Here is a 21,776-nt window from a genome sequence, read left to right on the forward strand (position 1 = left end):
ACTATTGATGGCAGACAAAATTTTAAGCCTGCCACCAGAGACTTCTTATTCAGGATGCCAGATTGATCACAGTTTTGCCGCCCATGTAAGGCTGCAATGCAGTGGGCACGTTGATGCTGCCATCTGCATTTTGGTAATTTTCCATCACCGCAATCAAGGCGCGCCCGACGGCCAAACCAGAACCATTCAAGGTGTGAACCAGCTGTGGTTTTTTCACATCAGGAGCCCGAAACCTCGCCTGCATGCGGCGGGCCTGAAAGTCGGTGCAATTGGAACACGAAGAAATTTCACGGTAGGTGTTTTGCGCCGGTAGCCACACTTCGATGTCGTATGTTTTGGCGGCCGAAAAGCCCATGTCCCCGGTGCACAGCACCATCACTTGATAAGGCAATTCCAAAGCTTGTAATACCGCTTCGGCATGACCGGTCATGGCTTCCAATGCCGCATATGATTCATCGGGGTGCACAATTTGCACCATTTCCACTTTGTCAAACTGGTGCTGTCTGATCATGCCTTTGGTGTCTTTGCCGTAACTGCCTGCTTCCCGCCGAAAACAAGGGGTGTGGGCGGTCATCAATACCGGTAACTCGGCCTGCTCCAGGATCGTGTCTGCCACCAAGTTGGTCAGCGGCACTTCAGCTGTGGGAATCAAGTACCGTTCATCTTCGGTGATGAACGCGTCATCGGCGAACTTGGGCAATTGACCACTGCCTTGCATGGTGGCGGCATTGACCATGTACGGCACATAGTATTCCTGGTAACCATGTTGGGTGGTGTGCAGGTCCAGCATCAGCTGTGCCAAAGCGCGGTGCATTTGGGCCACTTCGCCAGTCAACAGGGTGAAGCGTGAACCGGACAAGTTGGCTGCTGATTCGGCATCCAGACCCCGCTGCACTTCGCCCAAGGCCACGTGATCCTTGACTGGGAAATCAAATGCTTTGGGGGTACCCCATGAACGGATCACCACATTGTCATTTTCGTCTTGACCCACTGGCACCGATTCATGGGCCAGATTGGGGGTATACAAAGTGATGCCCTCCATCGCCTGTAAGATTTCTTTCAAGCGGGACTTGGAGTCTTCCAACTGTTCACCCATTTGTGCCACCTCATCCAACAACGGCTGAATGTCTTGTCCTTGGCTTTTGGCTTGACCAATGGATTTGGAAATGGTGGTTCTTTGGTTTTGCAGGGCTTCGGTTTCAACTTGAATGGTCTTGCGCTCGGCTTCCAACTTTTGCCACTCTTCCATTGGCAAAGCATAACCTCTGTGGGCCAACTTTTCTGCGGTGGTGTCCAACGCTGTGCGCAACAATTGGGGATCTAACATGTCCGATAATCCAGGAAATTTTCAAAGGGCGACATTGTAGCCCAGATGCATTGGCTTGAGAAGCGCAGTACCGGCTAAATCAAGCAGAATGGCAGACGCTGGGGGGCGATCAATCCGGATCCCAACCAAAGGGGGTGTCGGCCGAACGGTATTTATCCAGCCATTGCCGATGGGCTTGTAATTCGTCGGCACTGGGGGTCACCATTTGCAAAGGTGGGATGCCTGACAAATCGAAGGTCATGCCTTGTTGTGCGGCCTGATCATTCAGGTTGAGCTTGAGCTTGGTTTGACCACCGGTCATGGCCATGTAAACTTGGGCCAATATTTCCGAGTCCAATAAGGCCCCATGCAAGGTCCGGTGTTCGTTGTTGATGGCGTAACGTTTACACAAGGCATCCAGGTTGTTTTTGGCCCCGGGATGCTTTTTCTTGGCATATTCCAGGCTGTCAGTGATCACACAGCGGTCTTCCAATTGAAAGTCCTTGCCACACAAACCCAACTCATGGTTGATGAACCCCACATCGAACGGGGCATTGTGGATCACCAGCTCTGCCCCATCAATGAATTCGATGAAGTCGTCCACAATGCGGGAAAACACCGGTTTATCTGACAGGAAATCATTGCTCAGTCCGTGGACTTCCAGGGCTTCGTCATCGACCCGATACATCGGGTTGATGTATTGGTGGTAATGTTGGTTGGTGATTTCACGGTTGATCACCACCAAGGCACCGATCTCAATGATTCGATGCCCGTCCTGTGGTCGCAAACCGGTGGTCTCGGTGTCCAACATGATCAATTTATTGTGGGTCATTTCAATTGCTCCGCTTGGGTTCTGGCGGCCTCATCCACCCGTTCATTTTCGGGGTGACCAGAATGGCCCTTGACCCAATGCCAATGGATCAGATGCGGGCTCATCTGCTGCTCAAGAAGCTGCCACAAATCTTTGTTTTTGACTGGTTTTTTGGCGGCATTTTTCCAGTCTTTGGCTTTCCAGCCAGTCAACCACCGGGTGGCCCCGTCCATCACGTACTTGGAGTCGGTGTACAGCTCAATCTCGCAGGCCTGGCGCAAGCGTTTCAAGGCCTCAATCACCGCGGTGATTTCCATGCGGTTGTTGGTGGTGTCGGCCGCTTGACCCGCAATCATTTTTTCTGTTTTTTGGTACTTCAACAAAGCCGCCCAACCCCCAGGCCCGGGATTGCCCAGACAGGATCCATCGGTGAAGATTTGAATTTTTTTTCGGCCAACGGCTGCGGTCACTTGGGTCACTTGTAATTGCACAAAACTTGGTGCATGATAATTCATTTGCGGTGAGAAAAACACCACGATTGTCACATGAGTTTCCAGATCACCCCCATCCCCGCCTTCAATGACAATTACATTTGGGTCATCGACAACGGCCAACTGGCAGTGGTGGTGGACCCAGGTGTGGCCGCACACGTGGATCAATTCCTCAGCGCCAAGCAGTTGCATTTACACAGCATCCTCATCACCCACCACCATTGGGACCATGTCAATGGGGTGGAGTCACTGCAACAACAACATGCCTGCCCCGTTTATGCCCCAGCGGATGAGCGCATTCCAGGTCAATGCACCGTGGTGCAAGAAGGCAGCCTGGTCGAGCTGACCGAATTGGGACTGCAGTTCCAGGTCTTGGAAACCCCCGGTCACACCCTGACCCACGTGTGTTATGTGAATCAGGACTGGTTGTTTTGTGGTGACACCTTGTTCAGCATGGGCTGCGGTCGCATGTTTGAAGGCAAACCCAATCAATTCAATCATTCACTGAATAAAATCAAATCTTTGCCTGATGATTTGAAAGTGTTTTGTACCCATGAATACACCCTCAGTAATTTGCAATTTGCCCGCCACCTCGAACCAGACAACGCCGACATCGCGGCCTTCGAAGCCCAAATCCAGGCAAGCCGTCAAGCCAATCAACCCAGTTTGCCCAGCCAATTGGGCTTGGAAAAGCAACTCAATCCATTCCTCCGAACCGATCAAGCTGAATTGCGACAAGCGGTGGCCCAAATCCAAGGCTCCGCAATCACCGATGAGGTGACGTGTTTTGCCCACATCAGGGCTTTGAAAGACCAATTTTAACCGGCCTTGGCCACACCACCGATTTAACAACTGTTTACCGCAAAAACATGGCCATCATGGTAAAAAATGGTATGATATTGGTGGGGGAAAAACGAACGAATGAAAGAATTTGTCCACACAGTTGTTGCGCTCTCGTTGCTGATCTTTCAAGTAACGGCCCACTCACAAGCCAACAATGCACTGAAAAAAACCTACCGCATCGGTTATTTCGACACCCCTCCTTTGCAATTCAGAAATGACAAGCTGAATCAGCCCGATGGCTTGGCCATCGAAATTCTCAACAAAATGGCCGAGGAACATGGGTTCACCATCGACTGGGTCTATGGTGACTTTCCTGATTTGATGGCCATGATGAAGGCCAAACGACTGGATGCTTTACCATCACTGGGCTACTCGGTACAACGAAGTGAATTTTTAGACTACCCCAAAACCAACTTTTCCAATGTCTGGGGCCAAGTGTTTTTGTCCAGTGACTCAAAGATTGAAAGCCTGTTTGACCTCGATGGCAAAACCATAGCCTTGCTGGAAAACGGTGTCAATGGCCTGAATTTCATCAACCAATGCGAACAATTCGAAGTGGATTGCCGCTATGTTTACGGCAAGAGCTATGCCGAAGTGTTTCAAATGGTGGCCAACAAATCGGCCGATGCCGCGGTGTCCAACAACCTGGCCGGCTTGGACTTCCAACAGGATTATAACCTGTTGGTCAGCAGCATCATCTTCAACCCATTCAAAGTCTTTGTCACCACCCCCAAAGGCACCAATGCCGAACTGTTGGCAGCCTATGACCAGACCCTGGGACGGTGGAAACAAGAACCCGATTCATTTTATTACCAGGCCCGCAGCAAATGGACTTTGGCCCAAGAAGACAACACCATTCCGAGTTGGATATGGTATTCATTGTTGGGTCTGTTGATATTCGGCTTGGTCACCATGGTGGCGGCGGTGTTGTTCAAACGCCAGGTCAAATACCAAGTGACCAAACTGATGCAGCGAGAGATCCAACTGAATCAGGTCATCAACATTGTGCCGCACATGATTTTTGCCAATGATTATGAAGGGAAAATCATTTTGGCCAATGAAAATGCCTGTCAATTTTTCGGCATTGACAAAGACGACATCGAAAGCAAGAACATCTACAGCATTTTGCGCAGCAACGCCAACTTCGAAAACCTGATCAACTACACCACCTCTTCCAACCCCTTCAACACCGAAGTGGTGGCCAAAGACATCACCGGCACCACCAAGACCTTGATGATGTCCAAGGTGCCCTATTCTGGCCGCCAGGACTTGGAGCCGGCCATGGTTACTGTGGGGGTGGACATCAGCCAGGTCAAAGCCTATGAAGAAGAAATTTTGTATATGGCCCATTATGATTCATTGACCGATTTACCCAACCGGGAATTGCTCAAAGACCGCTTAAAATCCTCATTGGCCCGGGCCAAACAGTTCAATCATGTGGGCGGCATTTTGCACATCGACCTGGACAACTTCAAAAACATCAATGATTCGCAAGGACATCAGGTGGGTGACAAGCTGATCAAAAAAGTGGCATTGCGAATCAAATCCTGTGTTGGTCCGGGTGACACCCTGGCCCGCTTGGGTGGCGACGAATTCATCATCGAATTACCGGAATTGAAAAATGAACTGGTCACGGCCGAGAAGCAAGCCATCGAAGTGGCCGGCATGGTGTTGAAAAAATTGAAACAACCCATTGGCATAGAAGGCAACCACTACCACATCACAGCCAGTGTGGGCATCGTGATTTATCCGCGCGATGGCAACCACCAATCGGTCCTGTTGCAACGGGCCGACACCGCCATGTTTGAAGCCAAAATCAAGGGCCGCAACCGCATCCAGGTGTTTGAGGAAGGCATCGAGTCGCGGGTTAAAAAGAATCACCAGCTGGAAAATGATTTGCGTCTGGCCCTGAAAAACAACGAAATCAACGTCCTGTACCAACCGGTGGTGGATGCCGAAACCGAAACCATTGTGGGCTCTGAGGTGTTGTTGCGCTGGCAGCACCCCACCGAAGGGGAAATCATGCCCACCGAATTCATCCCCATTGCGGAGCAGGCCCAGCTGATTCTGGAAATCGGTTATTGGACCATTGAAGAGGCCTGTAAACAAATCATCAAGTGGAAAGACCGGGCGCAAAGACCATTTTTCCTGGCCGTCAACTTATCGGTCATCCAAATCCGGGACCGCAATTTTCTGGAACGGGTTACCGCCCTCATCCACCAGTACAAAATCCCCAAAGACTATTTGGAGTTTGAAGTCACCGAATCGATTTTATTGAGCGAGAACCAACGCTCCATTGAAATCATCAACCAATTGAAATTACTGGGCATCAAACTGTCCATTGATGATTTTGGCACCGGTTATTCATCGTTTGATTACATCCGCAAGCTGCCGTTGGACAAAATCAAAATCGACAAATCATTCATCAAAGACGTGCCGGCAGACACCAGCAGCACCACCATCGTCAAAACCATCCTCAAAATGGCCGAAGAAATGCAACTGGAAGTGGTGGCCGAAGGGGTGGAAACCGCCACCCAAATCGCCTTTTTGAAGCAGCACCATTGCCAGTATTTTCAGGGTTATTACTTTTCCAAACCCAAGACCGAAGCCCAGTTACTGGCCAAACACAAACTTTAGGCCCGGAACTAGCGGCCCAGCCCCATGGATTGAGGTGCCCCAGGACTCAAATCAACCGTTCTTTGGTGGTGGCTGCTGTCGCTCAAAAATCCATTTTTTGGGTGTCGACAAACCCTCGTGGTAGCGGTACCCATCAACCTCCAAAGACTTGATTTGATCAACTTCCTTGATTTGGTGATTGATGATGGCCCGGGCCATCATGCCTCGGGCTTGTTTGGCGAAAAATGAAATGCTGCGGGTTTTGCCTGCTTTGGTGTCTTTGAAGTCGATGGTCAGCACCTCACCTTTAAGGGCTTTGGGTTGCACGGCTTTGAAATACTCATTTGAAGCCAGATTGACCACCACATCCCCGGATTTAACTTCCTGATTGATTTTTTGGGTGATCTTGTCACCCCAAAATTGGTACAAATTATCGCCCCGCTCATTGGCCAGGCGGGTCTTCATTTCCAAGCGATAAGGCAAGATCAAATCTTGGGGACGCAAATAACCATACAGGCCTGACAGGATGCGCAAATGGTTTTGCGCGTATTGCCATTCATCGGCACCCATGCTGTCGGCGTCCAAGCCGTTGTACACGTCACCTTTGAAGGCCAGCGCCGCTTGTTTGGCCACCCCCAGACGCAAAGGTGTTTTAAAACGTTGAAAACGACCGTGGTTGAGCTCGGCCAAGGACTCACTGACCGACATCAGTTGCGCGATTTGTTGGGGACCAAAAGTCTTGAGCTCTTTGACCAAAATTTTGGCATCACGAAGCATGGCAGGTTGACTGTGTTCGGCGTATTCATGGGCAGTGAAATCCTGCCCCTTGGAGGGTGACAGTAATAGGATCATAATAATTCTTGTAGTGTAGTGGCCAATGCTTCTGTTATGTGGTCAATTTCAGCGGCTTCAATGATCAATGGCGGCATCATGTAAATCAAATTCATGAAGGGACGAATCCACACCCCTTTGGCCACCATGCGCTCTTGAATGGCTGCCCAATTGATGGTTTGGTGCAATTCCACCACTCCGATGGCGCCCAGCACCCGCACGTCTTTGACCGCTGGATGAGCAGACAAATCCTGCAGGCCCTGTTGCAACGAGCTGGCGATGGCAGACACCCGTTGTTGCCAGTCACTGTTGACCAACAGTTGGGTGCTGGCCAAAGCCACGGCACAGGCCAAGGGGTTGGCCATGAAAGTGGGCCCGTGCATGAAGTGGGTGCCGATGCCATCGGCCACCATGCGGTTACACAGCACCGCCGACAAGGTCATGTAACCGCCGGTCAATGACTTACCCAAACACAGGATGTCTGGCGCCACAGCGGCATGTTCATAGGCAAACATCTTGCCCGTGCGAGCAAATCCGGTGGCGATTTCGTCAAAGATCAACAACACCTGGTATTCATCACACAAGGCCCGCACCTGTCGCAGGTATTCAGGCGAATAAAAATTCATGCCCCCGGCCCCCTGTACGATGGGTTCAAAGATCACCGCAATGATGGACTCATGATGTTCCGCCAAGGCTTGCTTGAATTCATCCATGCAATGGTCTTCCCAAGCTTGGTCGAAACCACAGCGAGGCGATGAAATAAACAGGTGTTGATGCAACAAATGGCTGAATTTGTGGTGCATGCCAGTCACGGGATCACACACCGACATGGCACCAAACGTGTCGCCATGATAGCCCTTGGCAAAAGTCAGGAAGCGGTGCTTTTTCGTCAAGCCTTGTTCAAAACAGTATTGCGCTGCCATTTTCATGGCCACTTCGACGGCCACCGAACCGGAATCGGCAAAAAACACCGCATCCAGTGACGGGTCGGTCATGGCGACCAGCTGTTGACCCAGCTTAATGGCCGGCTCATGGGTGAGGCCACCGAACATCACATGCGACATGTGTTGTAATTGATCGGTGACGGCTTGGTTCAACACCGGGTGGTTATAACCATGGATGCAACACCACCAGGATGACATGGCATCGATCAGCTGGCTGCCATCGGCCAACTGAATGCGCACCCCATTGGCCCCCACCACCGGATAAGTTTTGGTGGGATCAGACAAACTGGTATAGGGATGCCACAAATGCTGGCGGTCAAAGGCTATGTCCATGCAGTCCTGTCCCTCAATCCATGACCGTTCGAATCAAATCCATGCCAAAGCCACGACGAAACAAAAACCCTTGTCGTTTGGCTATTTCCTTGAGATCAGCACATGGTTTTCCTCGATACTTCTTCTCATAAACTTGGGCAATCACGGCCATGAAATCGATGTCTTCGGCCGCTCGGGATTGTTTGATTTGGTGGTCAGCCACCCCTTTGATTTGCAGCTCTTTGGCAATCCGTTCTGGGCCGTAGCCGCGGCTGGAACGCAGGCGCCAGTATGCTTCGGCAAAACGTTGGTCTGATAACAGGTTATCAGCCACCAAATCGGCGAGCAAACCTTCCACCACGGCCGCATCGTGGTTTTTGTTGAGCAACTTTTGTCGCAACTCTTCACAGGAATGTTCGCGCATGGCCAAACTGGCCACAGCCGAGGCACGGGCCCGCGCCTCGGGCGTGTGTTGGGCGGATTCTGCCATCAACCCTCGAACGGATCGATGTCGGCCGTCGCTTCGGAGGTTTGCACCGCTTCGGCTTTGGGCAGCAAGATGTCTCTGATTTTTTGTTCTAACTCAGCGGCTTGTTCAGGGTTGTCTTTGAAGTATTGTTTGGAGTTTTCTTTGCCCTGGCCGATGCGGATGTCACCATAGCTGTACCAGGCGCCGGCTTTACTGACCAAGTCATGGGCCACACCCAGGTCAATCAACTCGCCCAACAGCGATATGCCTTCGCCATACAGGATTTCGAATTGCACTTGTTTGAAAGGTGGGGCCATTTTGTTCTTAACCACTTTAACCCGCGTGTCATTACCGATCACTTCATCGCCTTTTTTGATGGCACCGATGCGGCGAATGTCCAGACGCACGGATGCATAGAACTTCAAGGCATTACCACCGGTGGTGGTTTCTGGACTGCCAAACATGACACCAATTTTCATCCTGATTTGGTTGATGAAAATGACCATGCAATTGGTGCGTTTGATGTTGGCGGTCAATTTACGCAGGGCTTGTGACATCAAGCGGGCTTGCAGGCCCATGTGCGAGTCACCCATGTCGCCTTCGATTTCGGCTTTGGGAGTCAAAGCCGCGACCGAGTCCACCACAATCATGTCAACCGCATTGGAGCGCACCAACATGTCACATATTTCCAAGGCCTCTTCACCGGTGTCCGGTTGTGAAACCAACAAATCATCAATGTTCACCCCCAACTTGGCGGCATAGGTGGGGTCCAAGGCATGCTCGGCATCAATGAAAGCCGCGGTGCCGCCTTTTTTCTGACATTCGGCCACTGCATGCAAGGTTAAAGTGGTTTTACCACTGGACTCAGGCCCATAAATCTCAACGATGCGCCCGCGGGGTAAGCCACCAATCCCCAAGGCCACATCCAATCCCAATGAGCCGGTAGAATACACATCGGTGGTCAACGCTTTGTTGTCACCCATGCGCATCACAGAGCCTTTGCCAAATTGTTTTTCAATTTGTCCTAAGGCCGCCGCCAATGCTTTTTTCTTGTTGTCATCCACTTTGTTTTGCTCCACAAGTTTGAGGTTATTTTTCATGATTTAGTCACCTATTATCGCATGTTCTGAAGATCGAAAAAATCAGTTAATTCTGATTAGTCAGTCCATAAATACTGAGTTCTTATGTATTATCAATGGTTTATTCTCAAAACTTGAGAATGGATATTTTTTAATTTTTTCCAGGCCCTTTTGTTAGAATGTCAGGTTTGAAAAAAATGCCGCCAACGCCATGAGCCAATCATCAAAGCACACCCCCATGATGCAGCAATTCCTGGCCATCAAAGCCGACTACCAGGACATGTTGTTGTTTTATCGCATGGGTGACTTTTATGAGCTGTTCTTCGACGATGCCATACAAGCGGCCAAGCTGCTGGACATCACTCTCACCCACCGCGGCAAATCCAATGGTGACCCCATTCCCATGTGTGGTGTGCCATTTCACGCAGCCGATAATTATCTGGCCAAATTGGTCAAACAAGGCTTGTCGGTGGCAATCTGTGAACAAACCGGTGATCCGGCCACCAGCAAAGGCCCGGTGACCCGCGAAGTGAAACGCATCCTGACCCCAGGCACGGTCACCGAAGAGGCCTTGATGGACGCCCACAAAGAGAACCTGTTGATGGCCATCCACAGCAACTCCCGGGGCCATGGTTTGGCCTATTTGTCTTTGGGCAGTGGCGAGCTCAAAGTGCAACAGATGGCCGACAAATCCACCCTCGAAGCGCAACTGACTCGGCTGGCTCCCAATGAGGTGCTGGTGGCCGAAAACCAGGATGTTGGGGCCAGCTTCAAAGCCTTCAACTGTGTGGCCAGACCGGCCTGGGACTTTGATCCAGAATCGGCCGAACATGCCATCAAAAAAACCTACCAAGTGCATGATTTGAGCCCATTTGGCATCCACGAATCCGACGTGTTTTTACCCGCCATTGGGGCCTTGTTACAATACGTCAAACACACACAAAAGGTCGACTTGGCGCATTTACAAGCGATACAAATCGAACACTTGGATCACTGTCTGCACATCGACGCCCAATCGCGCAAGAATTTGGAAATCAACCACCACCCAGATGGCAAAGATGAATTGACCCTGTGTGGCTTCATTGACCAATGCAGTACCGCCATGGGTTCCAGAAAAGTCCGGCGCTGGGTCAACCAACCGTTGCGTGACCGCCCCATTTTGAACCAACGCTTACAGTCCATTGCAGCGTTGATTGACTCTGGTCTCAACCCAGAATTGCAAAATCAGCTCAAAAGCATCGCGGACATTGAACGCATCGTCACCCGCATCAGCTTGTTGACCGCCCGCCCCCGCGATTTGGTGGCACTGCGTGAATCCTTGGCAGCCATCGACACCTTACAAGCCAGTGCCCAAGGCATTGACCAACCACCACTGGCAGATTTGGTGGCCAAACTCGATCCCCACACCGGGGTGCATGACTTGTTGTCGCGGGCCATCAAAGACAACCCACCGGTGGTGATTCGTGATGGCGGTGTGATTGCCGATGGCTTTGATGCCGACTTGGATGAATTGCGCACCATCAGCAGTGATGCCGGACAGTACATGCTGGATTTTGAGAACCAGCAACAGACCGAATCAGGCATCAGTTCTTTGAAAGTGGGCTACAACCGGGTACACGGCTATTACATCGAAGTGTCGAAGGTCAACAGCAACAAAGTCCCTGAACACTACATCAGGCGCCAAACCCTGAAAGCGGTGGAACGCTACACCACGCCTGAATTGAAGCAGTTTGAAGAAAAAGTGCTGTCCAGCAAAGAAAAGGCGCTGGCCCATGAAAAGGCCCTGTATCAAGCCTTGTTGGAAGGCTTGTCACCCAACATCGCTGCCTTACAACAATTGGCCGATGCCGTCAGTGAACTGGATGTGTTGGCCAACTTGGCTGAGCGGGCCATGACCCACCGATTTTGTCAACCCACCCTCAGTGAAAAGGTGGTCATTGACATCAGCAAAGGCCGCCACCCGGTGGTGGAAACGATCCAGGAAACCCCGTTTGAGCCAAATGATCTGAACTTGCATGAGCAACAGAAAATGTTGATCATCACCGGCCCCAACATGGGTGGTAAATCGACTTACATGCGCCAAACAGCGATCATAGTGCTGTTGGCATCCATCGGCAGTTTCGTGCCTGCAGAACGCGCTGTGATTGGTGACATTGACCGCATTTTCACCCGCATTGGTGCCGGCGATGACTTGACCCGTGGGCGCTCAACCTTCATGGTGGAAATGTCTGAAACGGCCACCATCTTGCACAATGCCACCCACCAATCATTGGTGTTGATGGATGAAATTGGCCGTGGCACCAGCACCTATGATGGTTTGTCATTGGCCCATGCCTGTGCCATGCATCTGGCCCAAGTGAACCAATCATTCTGCCTGTTTGCCACGCATTACTTTGAAATCACCCAACTGGCCGATCAGCTGCCTACCGTCAGCAACGTGCATTTGAACGCCGTTGAACATGGTGACAGCATCGTGTTTCTGCACACCGTCAAAGCCGGTGCTGCCAACAAAAGTTATGGTTTGCAAGTGGCTGCCTTGGCCGGCTTACCAGCGGCCACCTTGAACAATGCCCGGGCCTATTTGAAACAATTGGAAAACCAAGATGAGCACCCACAACCGGTGCAATTTTCCTTATTTCAAGAACCACCGGCAGAACCCAATAAACTGGCCCAGAAGCTGCGTGAAATCGACCCCGATGAGCTGACAGCGAAACAGGCATTGGATCTGATGTATCAGTTGAAAAAATTACTGTAACTGATTGATAAAAAAAGGCTGTCATCATCGACAGCCTTCGTTTCTTATTCTTTGAACGGTCGCCCCGTCACAGTTCAAATTCAATCTTGTAAATCCGGGTCTGGTTTTCGGTGATGCCCAAGGTGCTGGGTGGCTTGAATATCCATTCATTGACTGACTGCACCGCCGGTTTGCCAAAAATTCGTCCGCGGGTTGAGTATTTCACTGGAGACACACTGACCACCCTGCCACTGGGATCGATGGTGACCTCCACATCCACCCATCCTTCCTGATTCTCCATGGCGGCCCGAACCGGGTATTTCACCGGTGCTTGCTGTAAAATTTCCCACTGGTAGGTGACCGTTTCAGCCGCCTCGGCAACCGGATCCAAATTGCCGGTCATGACTGGTGGATCAATGGAAGCGATGCTTTGATCGATTTCATTGCTGGCTGTGTCAGTGTCGGCACTGTCAGCCAACGATACTTCAGCTTGGGGTTCGGTGATGGACTCCTCCGCACCCGCTGCATCATTGGCATCAGCCACCGTGTCTGCCACTGCTTGGGTGGTCGCTTCATCCACCGGTGGTGGTGTGTTGGTCATGGTGGCCGCATCGGTCACCTCTTCGGCCGGTGGTTGGATCACGGCAGGCTCTTGCACCACTTGTTCTTCAATCACCGGTTCAGCCACCGCAGCAGGCACTGTGTCCTCATTTTCAACCGCAGCCTCTTCGGTTAACAGTTCATTGGCATCAAAGTCGTCTTCGGCATTGAGTTCTTCATTGGCCAATTCGGCGGCCATTTCTTCGGCCGTGGGTTTTTCGGCTTTGACTGAAATGGTTTCACCGATGGGCAAGTCCATTTCAATTTCAGTGGTTTCTTGCAGGCCGAAGTCAGACATGTCTATTTCAATGTCATTGTCTGGTTTGAAGTCGGGCTTATTGAGGTCAGCCGCTTTGGTGCGTTCAGGCAGCCCAGCTGACCAACTGGGTCTTTTGGTGTCGTCTTCTTGGGTTTCCTCTTCTTGTGCAACCGCCACAGAAAACGTGAAAAACAACAGAATGGTTAACAGGTGATGCAACATTTTTTATCTCGGGAATAACGCTTATTAACATCATTTTAACGACTGCATCACACTTTGCAATAAAATTGAAATTAATTCTTGCTTTTTACCATGTAATGGTATCTTTGTTCAAAAATGCATTTAACCCCTTTTGACCCTCCGCTGAAACCCGCACGGCAGCGATTACTTGGGTGGTGTATTCATCAATTTTCTTTTGCTGCGGTAAAGTTCTGCCAACCACTGAGAGCACCAGTTTTTTGCTGATTTCTTTGGCATTGGGTCCGGTTGCTGCCAACAAGTCCAGTTGATTTTCTACCCACGCATCCATCTCATCGGCGGTCACCACTTCCGAGGCAATGCCCAATTCTTTGGCTTGATGGGCATCAAAAATTTCTGCGGTTTGGAAATAGCGACGGGCTTTGCGGGTTCCTATGGCGTCAATCACATAGGGTGAAATCACCGCCGGCACCAGTCCCAATTTGGCTTCAGTCAGACCAAATTTGGCCCCCGCTTCGGCCACCACCAGGTCACAACAGCACGCCAGGCCTACGCCGCCGCCCAAAGCCAGGCCTTGTATTTTGGCGATGGTGGCTTTGGCATTGAAGTTGATCGACCGCATCAAAGCCGCCAATTTTTCCGAGTCGGCTTTGTTTTCTTGTTCGGTGGCCTGGGCCATGCCTTTCATCCAATGGATGTCGGCGCCGGCAGAAAATGATTTGCCGTTGGCTTGCAAAACAATGACCCGCACCGCGGTGTCATCGTTCAGCTTTTTGAACACCTGCGTCAACTCATCAATCATCTGCGCATTGAAGGCATTGTGCACATCAGGCCGGTTCATGGTCACATGGGCCACGCCGTTCTTGTGGGTTTTGAGTTGTATGGTTTGGTATGAATTAAACATGGAAATTCCTCTGAAATCACATCCTGAACACGCCGTAATTCACTGAGTCTACCTCAGCACACAAGCTGGCTTCAATGGCAAGTGACAAAATTTGTCGGGTATCTGCAGGATCGATCACCCCATCATCCCACAAACGGGCGGTTGAATAGTACGGATGACCCTGGTCTTCGTATTGAGATTTGATCTTTTCGTAAAATTTTTCTTTTTCTGCGGGATCCCAAGCTTGACCTTTTTTGTCCAGGCCATCCTGCTTCACTGTGGTCAACACCGAAGCGGCTTGATCGCCACCCATCACTGAGATTCGGGCGTTGGGCCACATCCACAAAAAGCGGCCCTGATACGCCCGGCCATTCATGGCATAGTTACCGGCCCCAAATGAACCACCTATCACCACCGTGAATTTGGGCACTTGCGCACAGGCCACTGCAGTCACCATTTTGGCGCCGTCTTTGGCGATGCCGGCATTTTCGTATTTCTGCCCCACCATGAAACCGGTGATGTTTTGCAAAAACACCAAGGGGATCTTGCGTTGATTACACAATTCCACAAAGTGCGCCCCTTTCAAGGCCGATTCTGCAAACAAAATGCCATTGTTGGCGACGATGCCTACCGGATATCCATTGATGTGGGCAAATCCACAGACCAAAGTGGTGCCGTAACGGGCTTTGAATTCTTGAAACTCAGAACCGTCGACCAAACGGGCAATGATTTCTTTGACGTCGTAAGGGATGCGGGTTGATTGCGGGATGATGCCATACAGCTCATGGGCTGGGTACAAAGGCTCGCGAGCCGGTTTGCGCTGTAACCAATTATGCTGTGGTCGATTCAAAAACTGCAAGGCATTGCGCGCCATCTGCAAAGCGTGCGGGTCGTTTTCGGCAAAATGATCGGTCACCCCGGATTTTGAGGAGTGGACCTCGGCGCCGCCCAAAGATTCGGCATCCACCTCTTCACCGGTGGCGGCCTTGACCAGTGGCGGCCCGCCCAAAAATATGGTGCCTTGCTCTTTGACGATGATGGCCTCATCACACATGGCTGGGACATAGGCCCCACCAGCGGTGCATGAACCCATGACCACGGCTATTTGGGGGATGTTTTTGGATGACAGCTGCGCTTGGTTGTAAAAAATGCGGCCAAAGTGCTCTTTGTCTGGAAAGACCTCATCCTGCAAGGGCAAAAATGCCCCACCTGAATCCACCAAATACACACAAGGCAATTGGTTTTCCAGGGCGATTTCCTGCGCCCGCAGGTGTTTCTTTACGGTCATGGGGAAATAAGTCCCACCTTTGACCGTGGCGTCATTGGCCACCACCATCACCGGTTGACCATGCACCAAGCCCACCCCCGCCACCATGCCGGCTGCCGGTGCGGCATCCTGATACATGCCATTGGCAGCCAACGGGGCCACCTCCAAGAACGGGCTGCCGGGGTCGAGCAACAAATTGATGCGGTCACGCACCAACAACTTGCCTCGGTCGGTGTGCTTTTGGCGAGAAGCGGCCGAGCCACCTTGGGCGGCGGCATTCAATTGGGTTCTTAAATCATCAACCAACTCGGTCATGAACGACCGATTGGACTCGTATTGTTCGGAGGCCGCGTCAATCTGGGTTTTGATGATTTTCATGGTTTATACCAATTCAACGGCAATGGCTGTGGCTTCACCGCCGCCAATGCACAAGGAGGCCACACCGCGTTTCAAACCGCGATTTTTCAGGGCGTGCAACAAGGTCACCAGGATGCGGTTACCGGATGCCCCAATGGGGTGACCCAACGCCGTGGCGCCACCATTGACATTGACCCGATCATGCGGAATAGACAGTTCATCCATCGCCGCCATGGTCACCACGGCAAAGGCTTCATTGATTTCAAACAAATCCACATCTGCCACTTGCCAGCCGATTTTGGCCAACAACTGCTGCATGGCCGAGACCGGCGCGGTGGTGAACCACTCGGGTTCATGGGCGAATTGGTGGTGACCCACGATGCGGGCCATGGGCGCCAAGCCCTGCGCTTGCACGTATTGACCACTGGCCAGCAACGTCATCGAAGCCCCATCGGATATTTTTGAGGCGTTGGCAGCCGTCACGGTGCCACCTTCCCGGCGAAACGCGGGTTTCAAATGCGGGATTTTGCTCAGATCACAGCGGGCTGGCTCCTCGTCGGTGGCCACCACCACCGAATCTTTTCGATGTTGCACGGTCACCGGCGTAATTTCCGCTTCGAAGGCACCGCCTGCGATGGCGGCATTGGCGCGCTTGACCGATTCCGCTGAAAACGCATCTTGGGCTTCACGGGTGTAGCTGTATTTGTCGGCACATGACTCGGCAAAATGTCCCATCATGTTGCCGTCATAAGGGTTTTGTAATCCATCAAAAAACATGTGATCCAACATTTGTGCATGACCCATGCGGTAGCCACCACGGGCTTTGGGCAACAGGTATGGGGCCATGGTCATGGACTCCAAACCACCGGCCAGGACCACTTGTGCCGATCCGGCTTTGATGGTGTCATGCCCCATCATCACGGTTTTCATGCCAGAACCACAGACTTTGTTGACGGTGGTACAGCGCACCGACATGGGCAAACCAGCACCCAGCACCGCTTGCCTGGCTGGGGCTTGACCCAAACCGGCCGGCAGCACACAGCCGATCAATGCCTCTTCAATCGCGTCGGCCTGAACTTGACCTGCCGCCACCGTGGCTTTGATGGCCTCAGCACCCAGTTGGGTGGAAGGGGTGTTGGCAAACTGGCCCTGAAATGAGCCGATGGCGGTTCGTTTGGCCGCCACAATGTAAACGTCGTTGGGGTTGATTTCTGTGGTCATGTTGTTCTCTCTGGATTATGGGTTGGCTTCAGGCTTTGGCATTGCGATACAGTTCGCGTCCAATCAACATCAATCTGATCTCATTGGTGCCGGCACCGATGTCATACAATTTCGCATCTCGCAACAGGCGCCCGGTGGGGTACTCGTTGATGTAACCATTACCGCCCAGGGTTTGGATCGCTTCCAAGGCCACTTGCACGGCAGCTTGAGAGGCAAAATACAAACAAGCGGCCGGATCCAAGCGTGATTCGATGCCCGAGTCGTAGTCTTTGGCGATGCCATAAGCAAAATAGCGGGATGCCTGTAAATCGGCATACATTTTACCAATCTTGGCTTGCATCAGGCCAAAATCACCCAAATCCCGACCAAATTGTTTGCGTTCTGCGATGTAAGGGACGGCCGCATCCATGGCGGCTTGCATGATGCCGATGGGACCGCCTGACAACACCAGGCGTTCGGTGTTCAGACCACCCATCAAGATGCCCACACCCTGATTGACCCGACCCAACACATTGGCTTCGGGAATGCGGCAGTCTTCAAACACCAGCTCACAGGTGTTCGAGCCACGCATGCCCAATTTGTCGAGCTTTTGCGCGGTGGTGAACCCAGGCATGCCCTTCTCGATCAAAAAGGCGGTCATGCATTGTGAGCCCGCTGACTGGTCTGCGGTGCGCATGTACACGATCAGCACATCGGCATCCGGACCATTGGTGATCCACATTTTGTTGCCATTGGCCACCCACTCATTGCCATCTTTGATCGCGGAGCAACTCATCGAGCCCACCACATCAGAACCGGCACCGGGTTCACTCATGGCCAAAGCACCGACGAATTCACCGGAACACAGTTTGGGCAGGTATTTTTGGCGTTGTGCCTCGTTGGCGTGTTTGTATAAATTGGCCACACACAAGTTGGAATGGGCCCCATAAGACAAACCCACCGAAGCCGAGCCACGGGAAATCTCTTCCATGGCGATCAGGTGCGCCAAGTTGCCCATTTCTGAGCCACAATAAGCCGCGGGGACGGTCATGCCCAACAAACCCATATCGCCCATTTTCTGCCACAAATCAGCCGGAAACAGGTTGTCATGGTCAATTTGTTCGGCCCTGGGCGCAATTTCCTCTGCGGTGAATTTCCTGACCGTGTCCCGGAGCAGCTCCAGCTCCTCATTCAAAGCAATGTCAAAATTCATCAAGCGTTACCGTTTTTAGTTCTTCCCGAAAATTTCACATTCCGTTGGCACATGAAGGGCAGTTTAACCCGACCCATTTTTTGAATCCGTTCTTCACCCATGCGATCAGCGGCTTTCCAGGTGGCAATGCCGTCGCGATCGGCAATTTCAAAGATTTTGATGATGTTGTAATAGATGTTGCGGGTCATGCGCAAGGCCCGCTCGCGGTTGTAACCTTCCAATTCGATCGATACGTTCATCAAGCCACCGGCATTCACGGCATAGTCGGGGGCATAAATCATGCCGCGCTGTTCCAACTCATCGCCGTGTCTGGTTTCGGCCAGCTGGTTGTTGGCACTGCCACAAACGATGTCAAACTTGAAACGACCAATGGTGCTGTCATTCACCGTCGCACCCAAGGCACAGGGTGAATAAACCTGGGCATCGACGTCATAAATGTCTTCCAGACCAACCGCTTCACAGCCATATTCATCGACACAGTGCTGCACCGCTTCTTGATTGATGTCGGTGACGAAAATTTTGGCCCCATCCTTGTGCAACAACTTCACCAATTCCATGCCAACATGACCAACCCCCTGCACGGCATAGGAGTAGTCACCGATGTTTTGGTTGCCGTATTTCTTTTCCAGGCTGGCTTTGATGCCCTGATAGGTGCCATAGGCGGTGAATGGCGAAGGGTCTCCTGAACCCCCATGCACCTGATGCACACCCACCACATTCTCTGTTTCCTGGAACACGTATTCCATGTCATTGACATCAATGCCCACATCTTCAGCGGTGATGTAGCGACCACCCAAGGAATCAATGAATCGACCAAAAGCGCGGAACAGCTCTTCTGACTTATCGGTTTTCGGATCACCGATGATGATGGACTTACCTCCACCCAGGTTCAAACCGGAAACCGCTGCTTTGTAAGTCATGCCACGAGACAAGCGCAACACGTCGTTCAAAGCGTCTTGCTCAGTTTGGTAGGGCCACATGCGCAAACCACCCAGGGCGGGACCCAGAATGGTGTTGTGGATGGCAATGATGGCTTTCAATCCCACGTCTTTGTTGTGACAAAAAACCACCTCTTCATGTTCGGTCTTGTCAATGGTCTCAAAAATATTCATGTTGTGTCCTCATCGAACCCGCCGCCAGCAGGGCGGGTTGGCTTGGTTTAGTAATTTGATAGATTCTGGTCAAAGAATCAAATGCGTCCCCCTCAAATTCCAGACATGGCATCAATTCCACTGATGGTGAGATTTGAAGGTATAGAAGTGAATGTGTTGCTGATTCACGGCCCATTCGGGCGCGCGCAATTATACATCAATCGCCGCTTTGATGCATCCTTTTGCCGTGATGATTACACCGATTTGGGGTAGGATCCGAGGATTTTTAAATTCGATGTGAAGCGGCGCATGGCGGCAATGGCTTGGGCCAGATTGTCGTCTTCCACATGCCCTTCAACATCGATGAAAAAAACATAATCCCACTTGCCGCGTTTGGAAGGCCGCGACTCAATCCGCTTCATGCTGACACCGTGGTCATTGAGCGGTTTGAGGATGTGGAACAACACACCCGGTTCGTCTTTACCGGCCACCATCAATGACGACTTGTCCAAGCCACTGGGTGCCAGCACTTGTTTGCCAATGACCAAAAAACGCGTGGCGTTGTCGGCCTGGTCTTCGATGTCGGCATGCAAGATTTTCAAGCCATACATCACCGCCGCTGATTCACCGGCGATGGCCGCAGCATGTTCATTGAATGAAGCTTTTCTGGCGGCCTCGGCATTGCTGCTGACCGCCACGGTGTCGATGTGCGGGGCATGGCTGCTCAGCCAAGTGCGGCACTGGGCCAATGATTGGCGGTGGGAAAAAATGACCTTGATTTGACTCAAGTCGGTTTGTTTGGACATCAGGTTGTGATGGATCGGCAAATCGATTTCACCACAGATTTTCAGCGGCGAATTGATGAACATGTCCATGGTGTTATTGACCGCACCTTCGGTGGAGTTTTCAATCGGCACCACTCCAAAATCAGCCACCCCGGCTTCCACTTCAGTGAACACATGGCCAATGGTTGATTCTGGCATGGCTTTGACTGAATGACCAAAGAATTGGTAAGTGGCCATTTCAGAGAAGGTGCCCTCGGGGCCCAAAAAAGCGATGTTCAAGGGCTTTTGTTGGGCCAGACAGGCCGACATGATCTCTTTGAACAAGCGCAGCAATGCGTCATCACTCAAGGGACCTCGGTTGCGTTCTTTGACGGCCCTGAGGACTTGGGCTTCGCGTTCAGGGCGGTAATAAAAACCACCGGCGTCGGCTTTGGATTTGCTTTTGGCCACCTCATTGGCGATTTGTGCCCGCTCGGTGATCAGGCGTTGGATGTCTTGATCGATGAGGTCGATCTTGTTGCGCAGTGACAGCAACCAATCTTGATTGTCTTGGGCCATGGTGATTGGGGTTCAAATACTGGCATTCTACTTGGAACCACAAAAAAAACCGACCCCAAAAGTCGGTTTTTTCTGTCGCATCACGAGGGGATGGCTAAAAATCACTCAAATCCATTCTCAAAGATCAAATCATTGAGGTGGGTGCTGAACACTTCGATGGCATTGTCAATGCCCGCGGCCACCAGCAACCACTGGCCATCGGGTGACAAATCCAGGGCCACAGGACCTGCCATGTCGGTGACATCGCCGGCATCGTCTTGCTCAAAATCAGCAAACGTCAACGCCCCGGCAGTCGGTGAGCCGGCCTGATTGTCGCGGGTGAAGGTCACCATGGTGGAATCGCCAAAACCCAGCACGTACAAGCGGTCATCGGCGGCACTGCCCAACAACGCTGTTGGCGCATCCAGACCAATGAAATCGGCATTGGCTTGGACGTAGCGGCCTTGGTAAGTCAGTTGGCCAGACCCGTCGCGGGAAAAGCGCGCTACGGCATCTTCTGCCCGACCCAGCACATACACCGTGCTGTTGTCATGGGCGGTCCACACCGCCGAAGCACCACCCAGGCCTTTAACTCCCGTCACCCCGTCTTTGAATGATTCTTTAAAGCTCAAAGCCCCGGTGCCCGGATCGAGGTCAAACACCGCCAAGGATGATGAGAAGTCAGCAGCCACCAACACATGCAAACCATCGGCGGTGACGGTGACATCAATGGGGCGATCCATGAAAGTTACCGGCGGTCCGGCATCACCTGGATCATCGACGCCTTGCACTTCACTTTCGATGAAGGCCAAGCTGCCATCGGTGTCATTTGAATGATACCCTCTCTGGGCAGGCTTGGCCCACCAATCAAGCCGGCTGAGCCCGTCGAAGCCACATCAAGGCTTAAGAATCAATCACCATAACAGACACACCTAACAGGCTCGGTGGCC

Annotated in this window: 18 protein-coding genes; 3 read left to right on the forward strand and 15 right to left on the reverse strand. The window is 51.8% G+C overall.

Annotated features, from left to right (window positions below):
* Positions 1-49 precede the first annotated feature (49 nt).
* From serS to rnhA, 3 genes are all read right to left on the reverse strand, one after another.
* Positions 50-1,327 carry a serine--tRNA ligase gene (gene serS / locus K7G70_RS10860; RefSeq protein ID WP_223788662.1) on the reverse strand — a complete coding sequence of 426 codons (1,278 nt, stop codon included), beginning with the start codon at positions 1,325-1,327 and terminating at the stop codon, positions 50-52.
* Between the two features lie 109 nt (positions 1,328-1,436).
* The gene (dnaQ, locus tag K7G70_RS10865; RefSeq protein WP_223788663.1) at positions 1,437-2,138 is read right to left on the reverse strand and encodes a DNA polymerase III subunit epsilon; all 702 of its coding nucleotides are present in this window, start codon (positions 2,136-2,138) and stop codon (positions 1,437-1,439) included.
* On the reverse strand, positions 2,135-2,632 hold the full coding sequence (gene rnhA, locus K7G70_RS10870) for a ribonuclease HI (RefSeq protein WP_223788664.1): 498 nt from the start codon (positions 2,630-2,632) through the stop codon (positions 2,135-2,137). Before rnhA ends, dnaQ begins: the two co-directional genes overlap by 4 nt.
* 30 nt (positions 2,633-2,662) lie before the next feature.
* Between rnhA and gloB the strand changes: the two genes are divergently transcribed.
* Positions 2,663-3,430 (forward strand): hydroxyacylglutathione hydrolase, encoded by a 768-nt coding sequence (gene gloB / locus K7G70_RS10875; RefSeq protein WP_223788665.1) that lies wholly within the window; start codon positions 2,663-2,665, stop codon positions 3,428-3,430.
* 99 nt (positions 3,431-3,529) lie between these two features.
* Positions 3,530-6,088: an EAL domain-containing protein gene (locus K7G70_RS10880; protein ID WP_223788666.1), complete on the forward strand. Its 2,559-nt coding sequence runs from the start codon at positions 3,530-3,532 to the stop codon at positions 6,086-6,088.
* Between the two features lie 51 nt (positions 6,089-6,139).
* Here K7G70_RS10880 and yaaA read toward each other — a convergent pair whose 3' ends face one another.
* The 4 genes from yaaA to recA are packed head-to-tail and all read right to left on the reverse strand — an operon-like array spanning position 6,140 to position 9,687.
* Positions 6,140-6,919, reverse strand: coding sequence for a peroxide stress protein YaaA (gene yaaA, locus K7G70_RS10885; RefSeq protein ID WP_223788667.1), 780 nt, complete (start codon positions 6,917-6,919; stop codon positions 6,140-6,142).
* Positions 6,916-8,175, reverse strand: coding sequence for an adenosylmethionine--8-amino-7-oxononanoate transaminase (gene bioA / locus K7G70_RS10890; protein WP_223788668.1), 1,260 nt, complete (start codon positions 8,173-8,175; stop codon positions 6,916-6,918). Before bioA ends, yaaA begins: the two co-directional genes overlap by 4 nt.
* Positions 8,176-8,188: 13 nt before the next feature.
* Positions 8,189-8,644 carry a regulatory protein RecX gene (locus tag K7G70_RS10895; protein WP_223788669.1) on the reverse strand — a complete coding sequence of 152 codons (456 nt, stop codon included), beginning with the start codon at positions 8,642-8,644 and terminating at the stop codon, positions 8,189-8,191.
* Positions 8,644-9,687 carry a recombinase RecA gene (recA, locus tag K7G70_RS10900; RefSeq protein ID WP_348525081.1) on the reverse strand — a complete coding sequence of 348 codons (1,044 nt, stop codon included), beginning with the start codon at positions 9,685-9,687 and terminating at the stop codon, positions 8,644-8,646. Before recA ends, K7G70_RS10895 begins: the two co-directional genes overlap by 1 nt.
* Before the next feature lie 226 nt (positions 9,688-9,913).
* Between recA and mutS the strand changes: the two genes are divergently transcribed.
* Positions 9,914-12,457 (forward strand): DNA mismatch repair protein MutS, encoded by a 2,544-nt coding sequence (mutS, locus tag K7G70_RS10905; protein WP_223788671.1) that lies wholly within the window; start codon positions 9,914-9,916, stop codon positions 12,455-12,457.
* Positions 12,458-12,524: 67 nt separating this feature from the next.
* On the opposite strand, the gene K7G70_RS10910 is transcribed toward mutS, so the two are convergent.
* The 8 genes from K7G70_RS10910 to K7G70_RS10945 form a co-directional block, all read right to left on the reverse strand.
* Positions 12,525-13,517, reverse strand: coding sequence for an energy transducer TonB (locus tag K7G70_RS10910; RefSeq protein WP_223788672.1), 993 nt, complete (start codon positions 13,515-13,517; stop codon positions 12,525-12,527).
* An 85-nt stretch (positions 13,518-13,602) separates the two neighbouring features.
* The gene (locus K7G70_RS10915) at positions 13,603-14,397 is read right to left on the reverse strand and encodes an enoyl-CoA hydratase-related protein (protein ID WP_223788673.1); all 795 of its coding nucleotides are present in this window, start codon (positions 14,395-14,397) and stop codon (positions 13,603-13,605) included.
* Between the two features lie 16 nt (positions 14,398-14,413).
* On the reverse strand, positions 14,414-16,021 hold the full coding sequence (locus K7G70_RS10920; protein WP_223788674.1) for a carboxyl transferase domain-containing protein: 1,608 nt from the start codon (positions 16,019-16,021) through the stop codon (positions 14,414-14,416).
* Positions 16,022-16,024: 3 nt separating this feature from the next.
* A complete protein-coding gene (locus K7G70_RS10925; protein ID WP_223788675.1) occupies positions 16,025-17,221 on the reverse strand; it encodes a thiolase family protein in 1,197 nt (398 codons plus the stop codon).
* Between the two features lie 28 nt (positions 17,222-17,249).
* The gene (locus K7G70_RS10930; RefSeq protein ID WP_223788676.1) at positions 17,250-18,413 is read right to left on the reverse strand and encodes an acyl-CoA dehydrogenase family protein; all 1,164 of its coding nucleotides are present in this window, start codon (positions 18,411-18,413) and stop codon (positions 17,250-17,252) included.
* Positions 18,413-19,525, reverse strand: a complete 1,113-nt coding sequence (locus K7G70_RS10935; protein ID WP_223788677.1) for a Glu/Leu/Phe/Val dehydrogenase dimerization domain-containing protein — start codon at positions 19,523-19,525, stop codon at positions 18,413-18,415. The genes K7G70_RS10930 and K7G70_RS10935 overlap by 1 nt, the downstream gene beginning before the upstream one ends.
* 233 nt (positions 19,526-19,758) lie before the next feature.
* Positions 19,759-20,847: a prephenate dehydratase gene (gene pheA, locus K7G70_RS10940; RefSeq protein WP_223788678.1), complete on the reverse strand. Its 1,089-nt coding sequence runs from the start codon at positions 20,845-20,847 to the stop codon at positions 19,759-19,761.
* Between the two features lie 101 nt (positions 20,848-20,948).
* The gene (locus K7G70_RS10945; RefSeq protein ID WP_223788679.1) at positions 20,949-21,638 is read right to left on the reverse strand and encodes a beta-propeller fold lactonase family protein; all 690 of its coding nucleotides are present in this window, start codon (positions 21,636-21,638) and stop codon (positions 20,949-20,951) included.
* Positions 21,639-21,776: the final 138 nt, after the last annotated feature.

Origin of the sequence: Marinicella meishanensis, from assembly GCF_019931145.1 — a bacterium.
Lineage (GTDB): Bacteria > Pseudomonadota > Gammaproteobacteria > Xanthomonadales > Marinicellaceae > Marinicella > Marinicella meishanensis.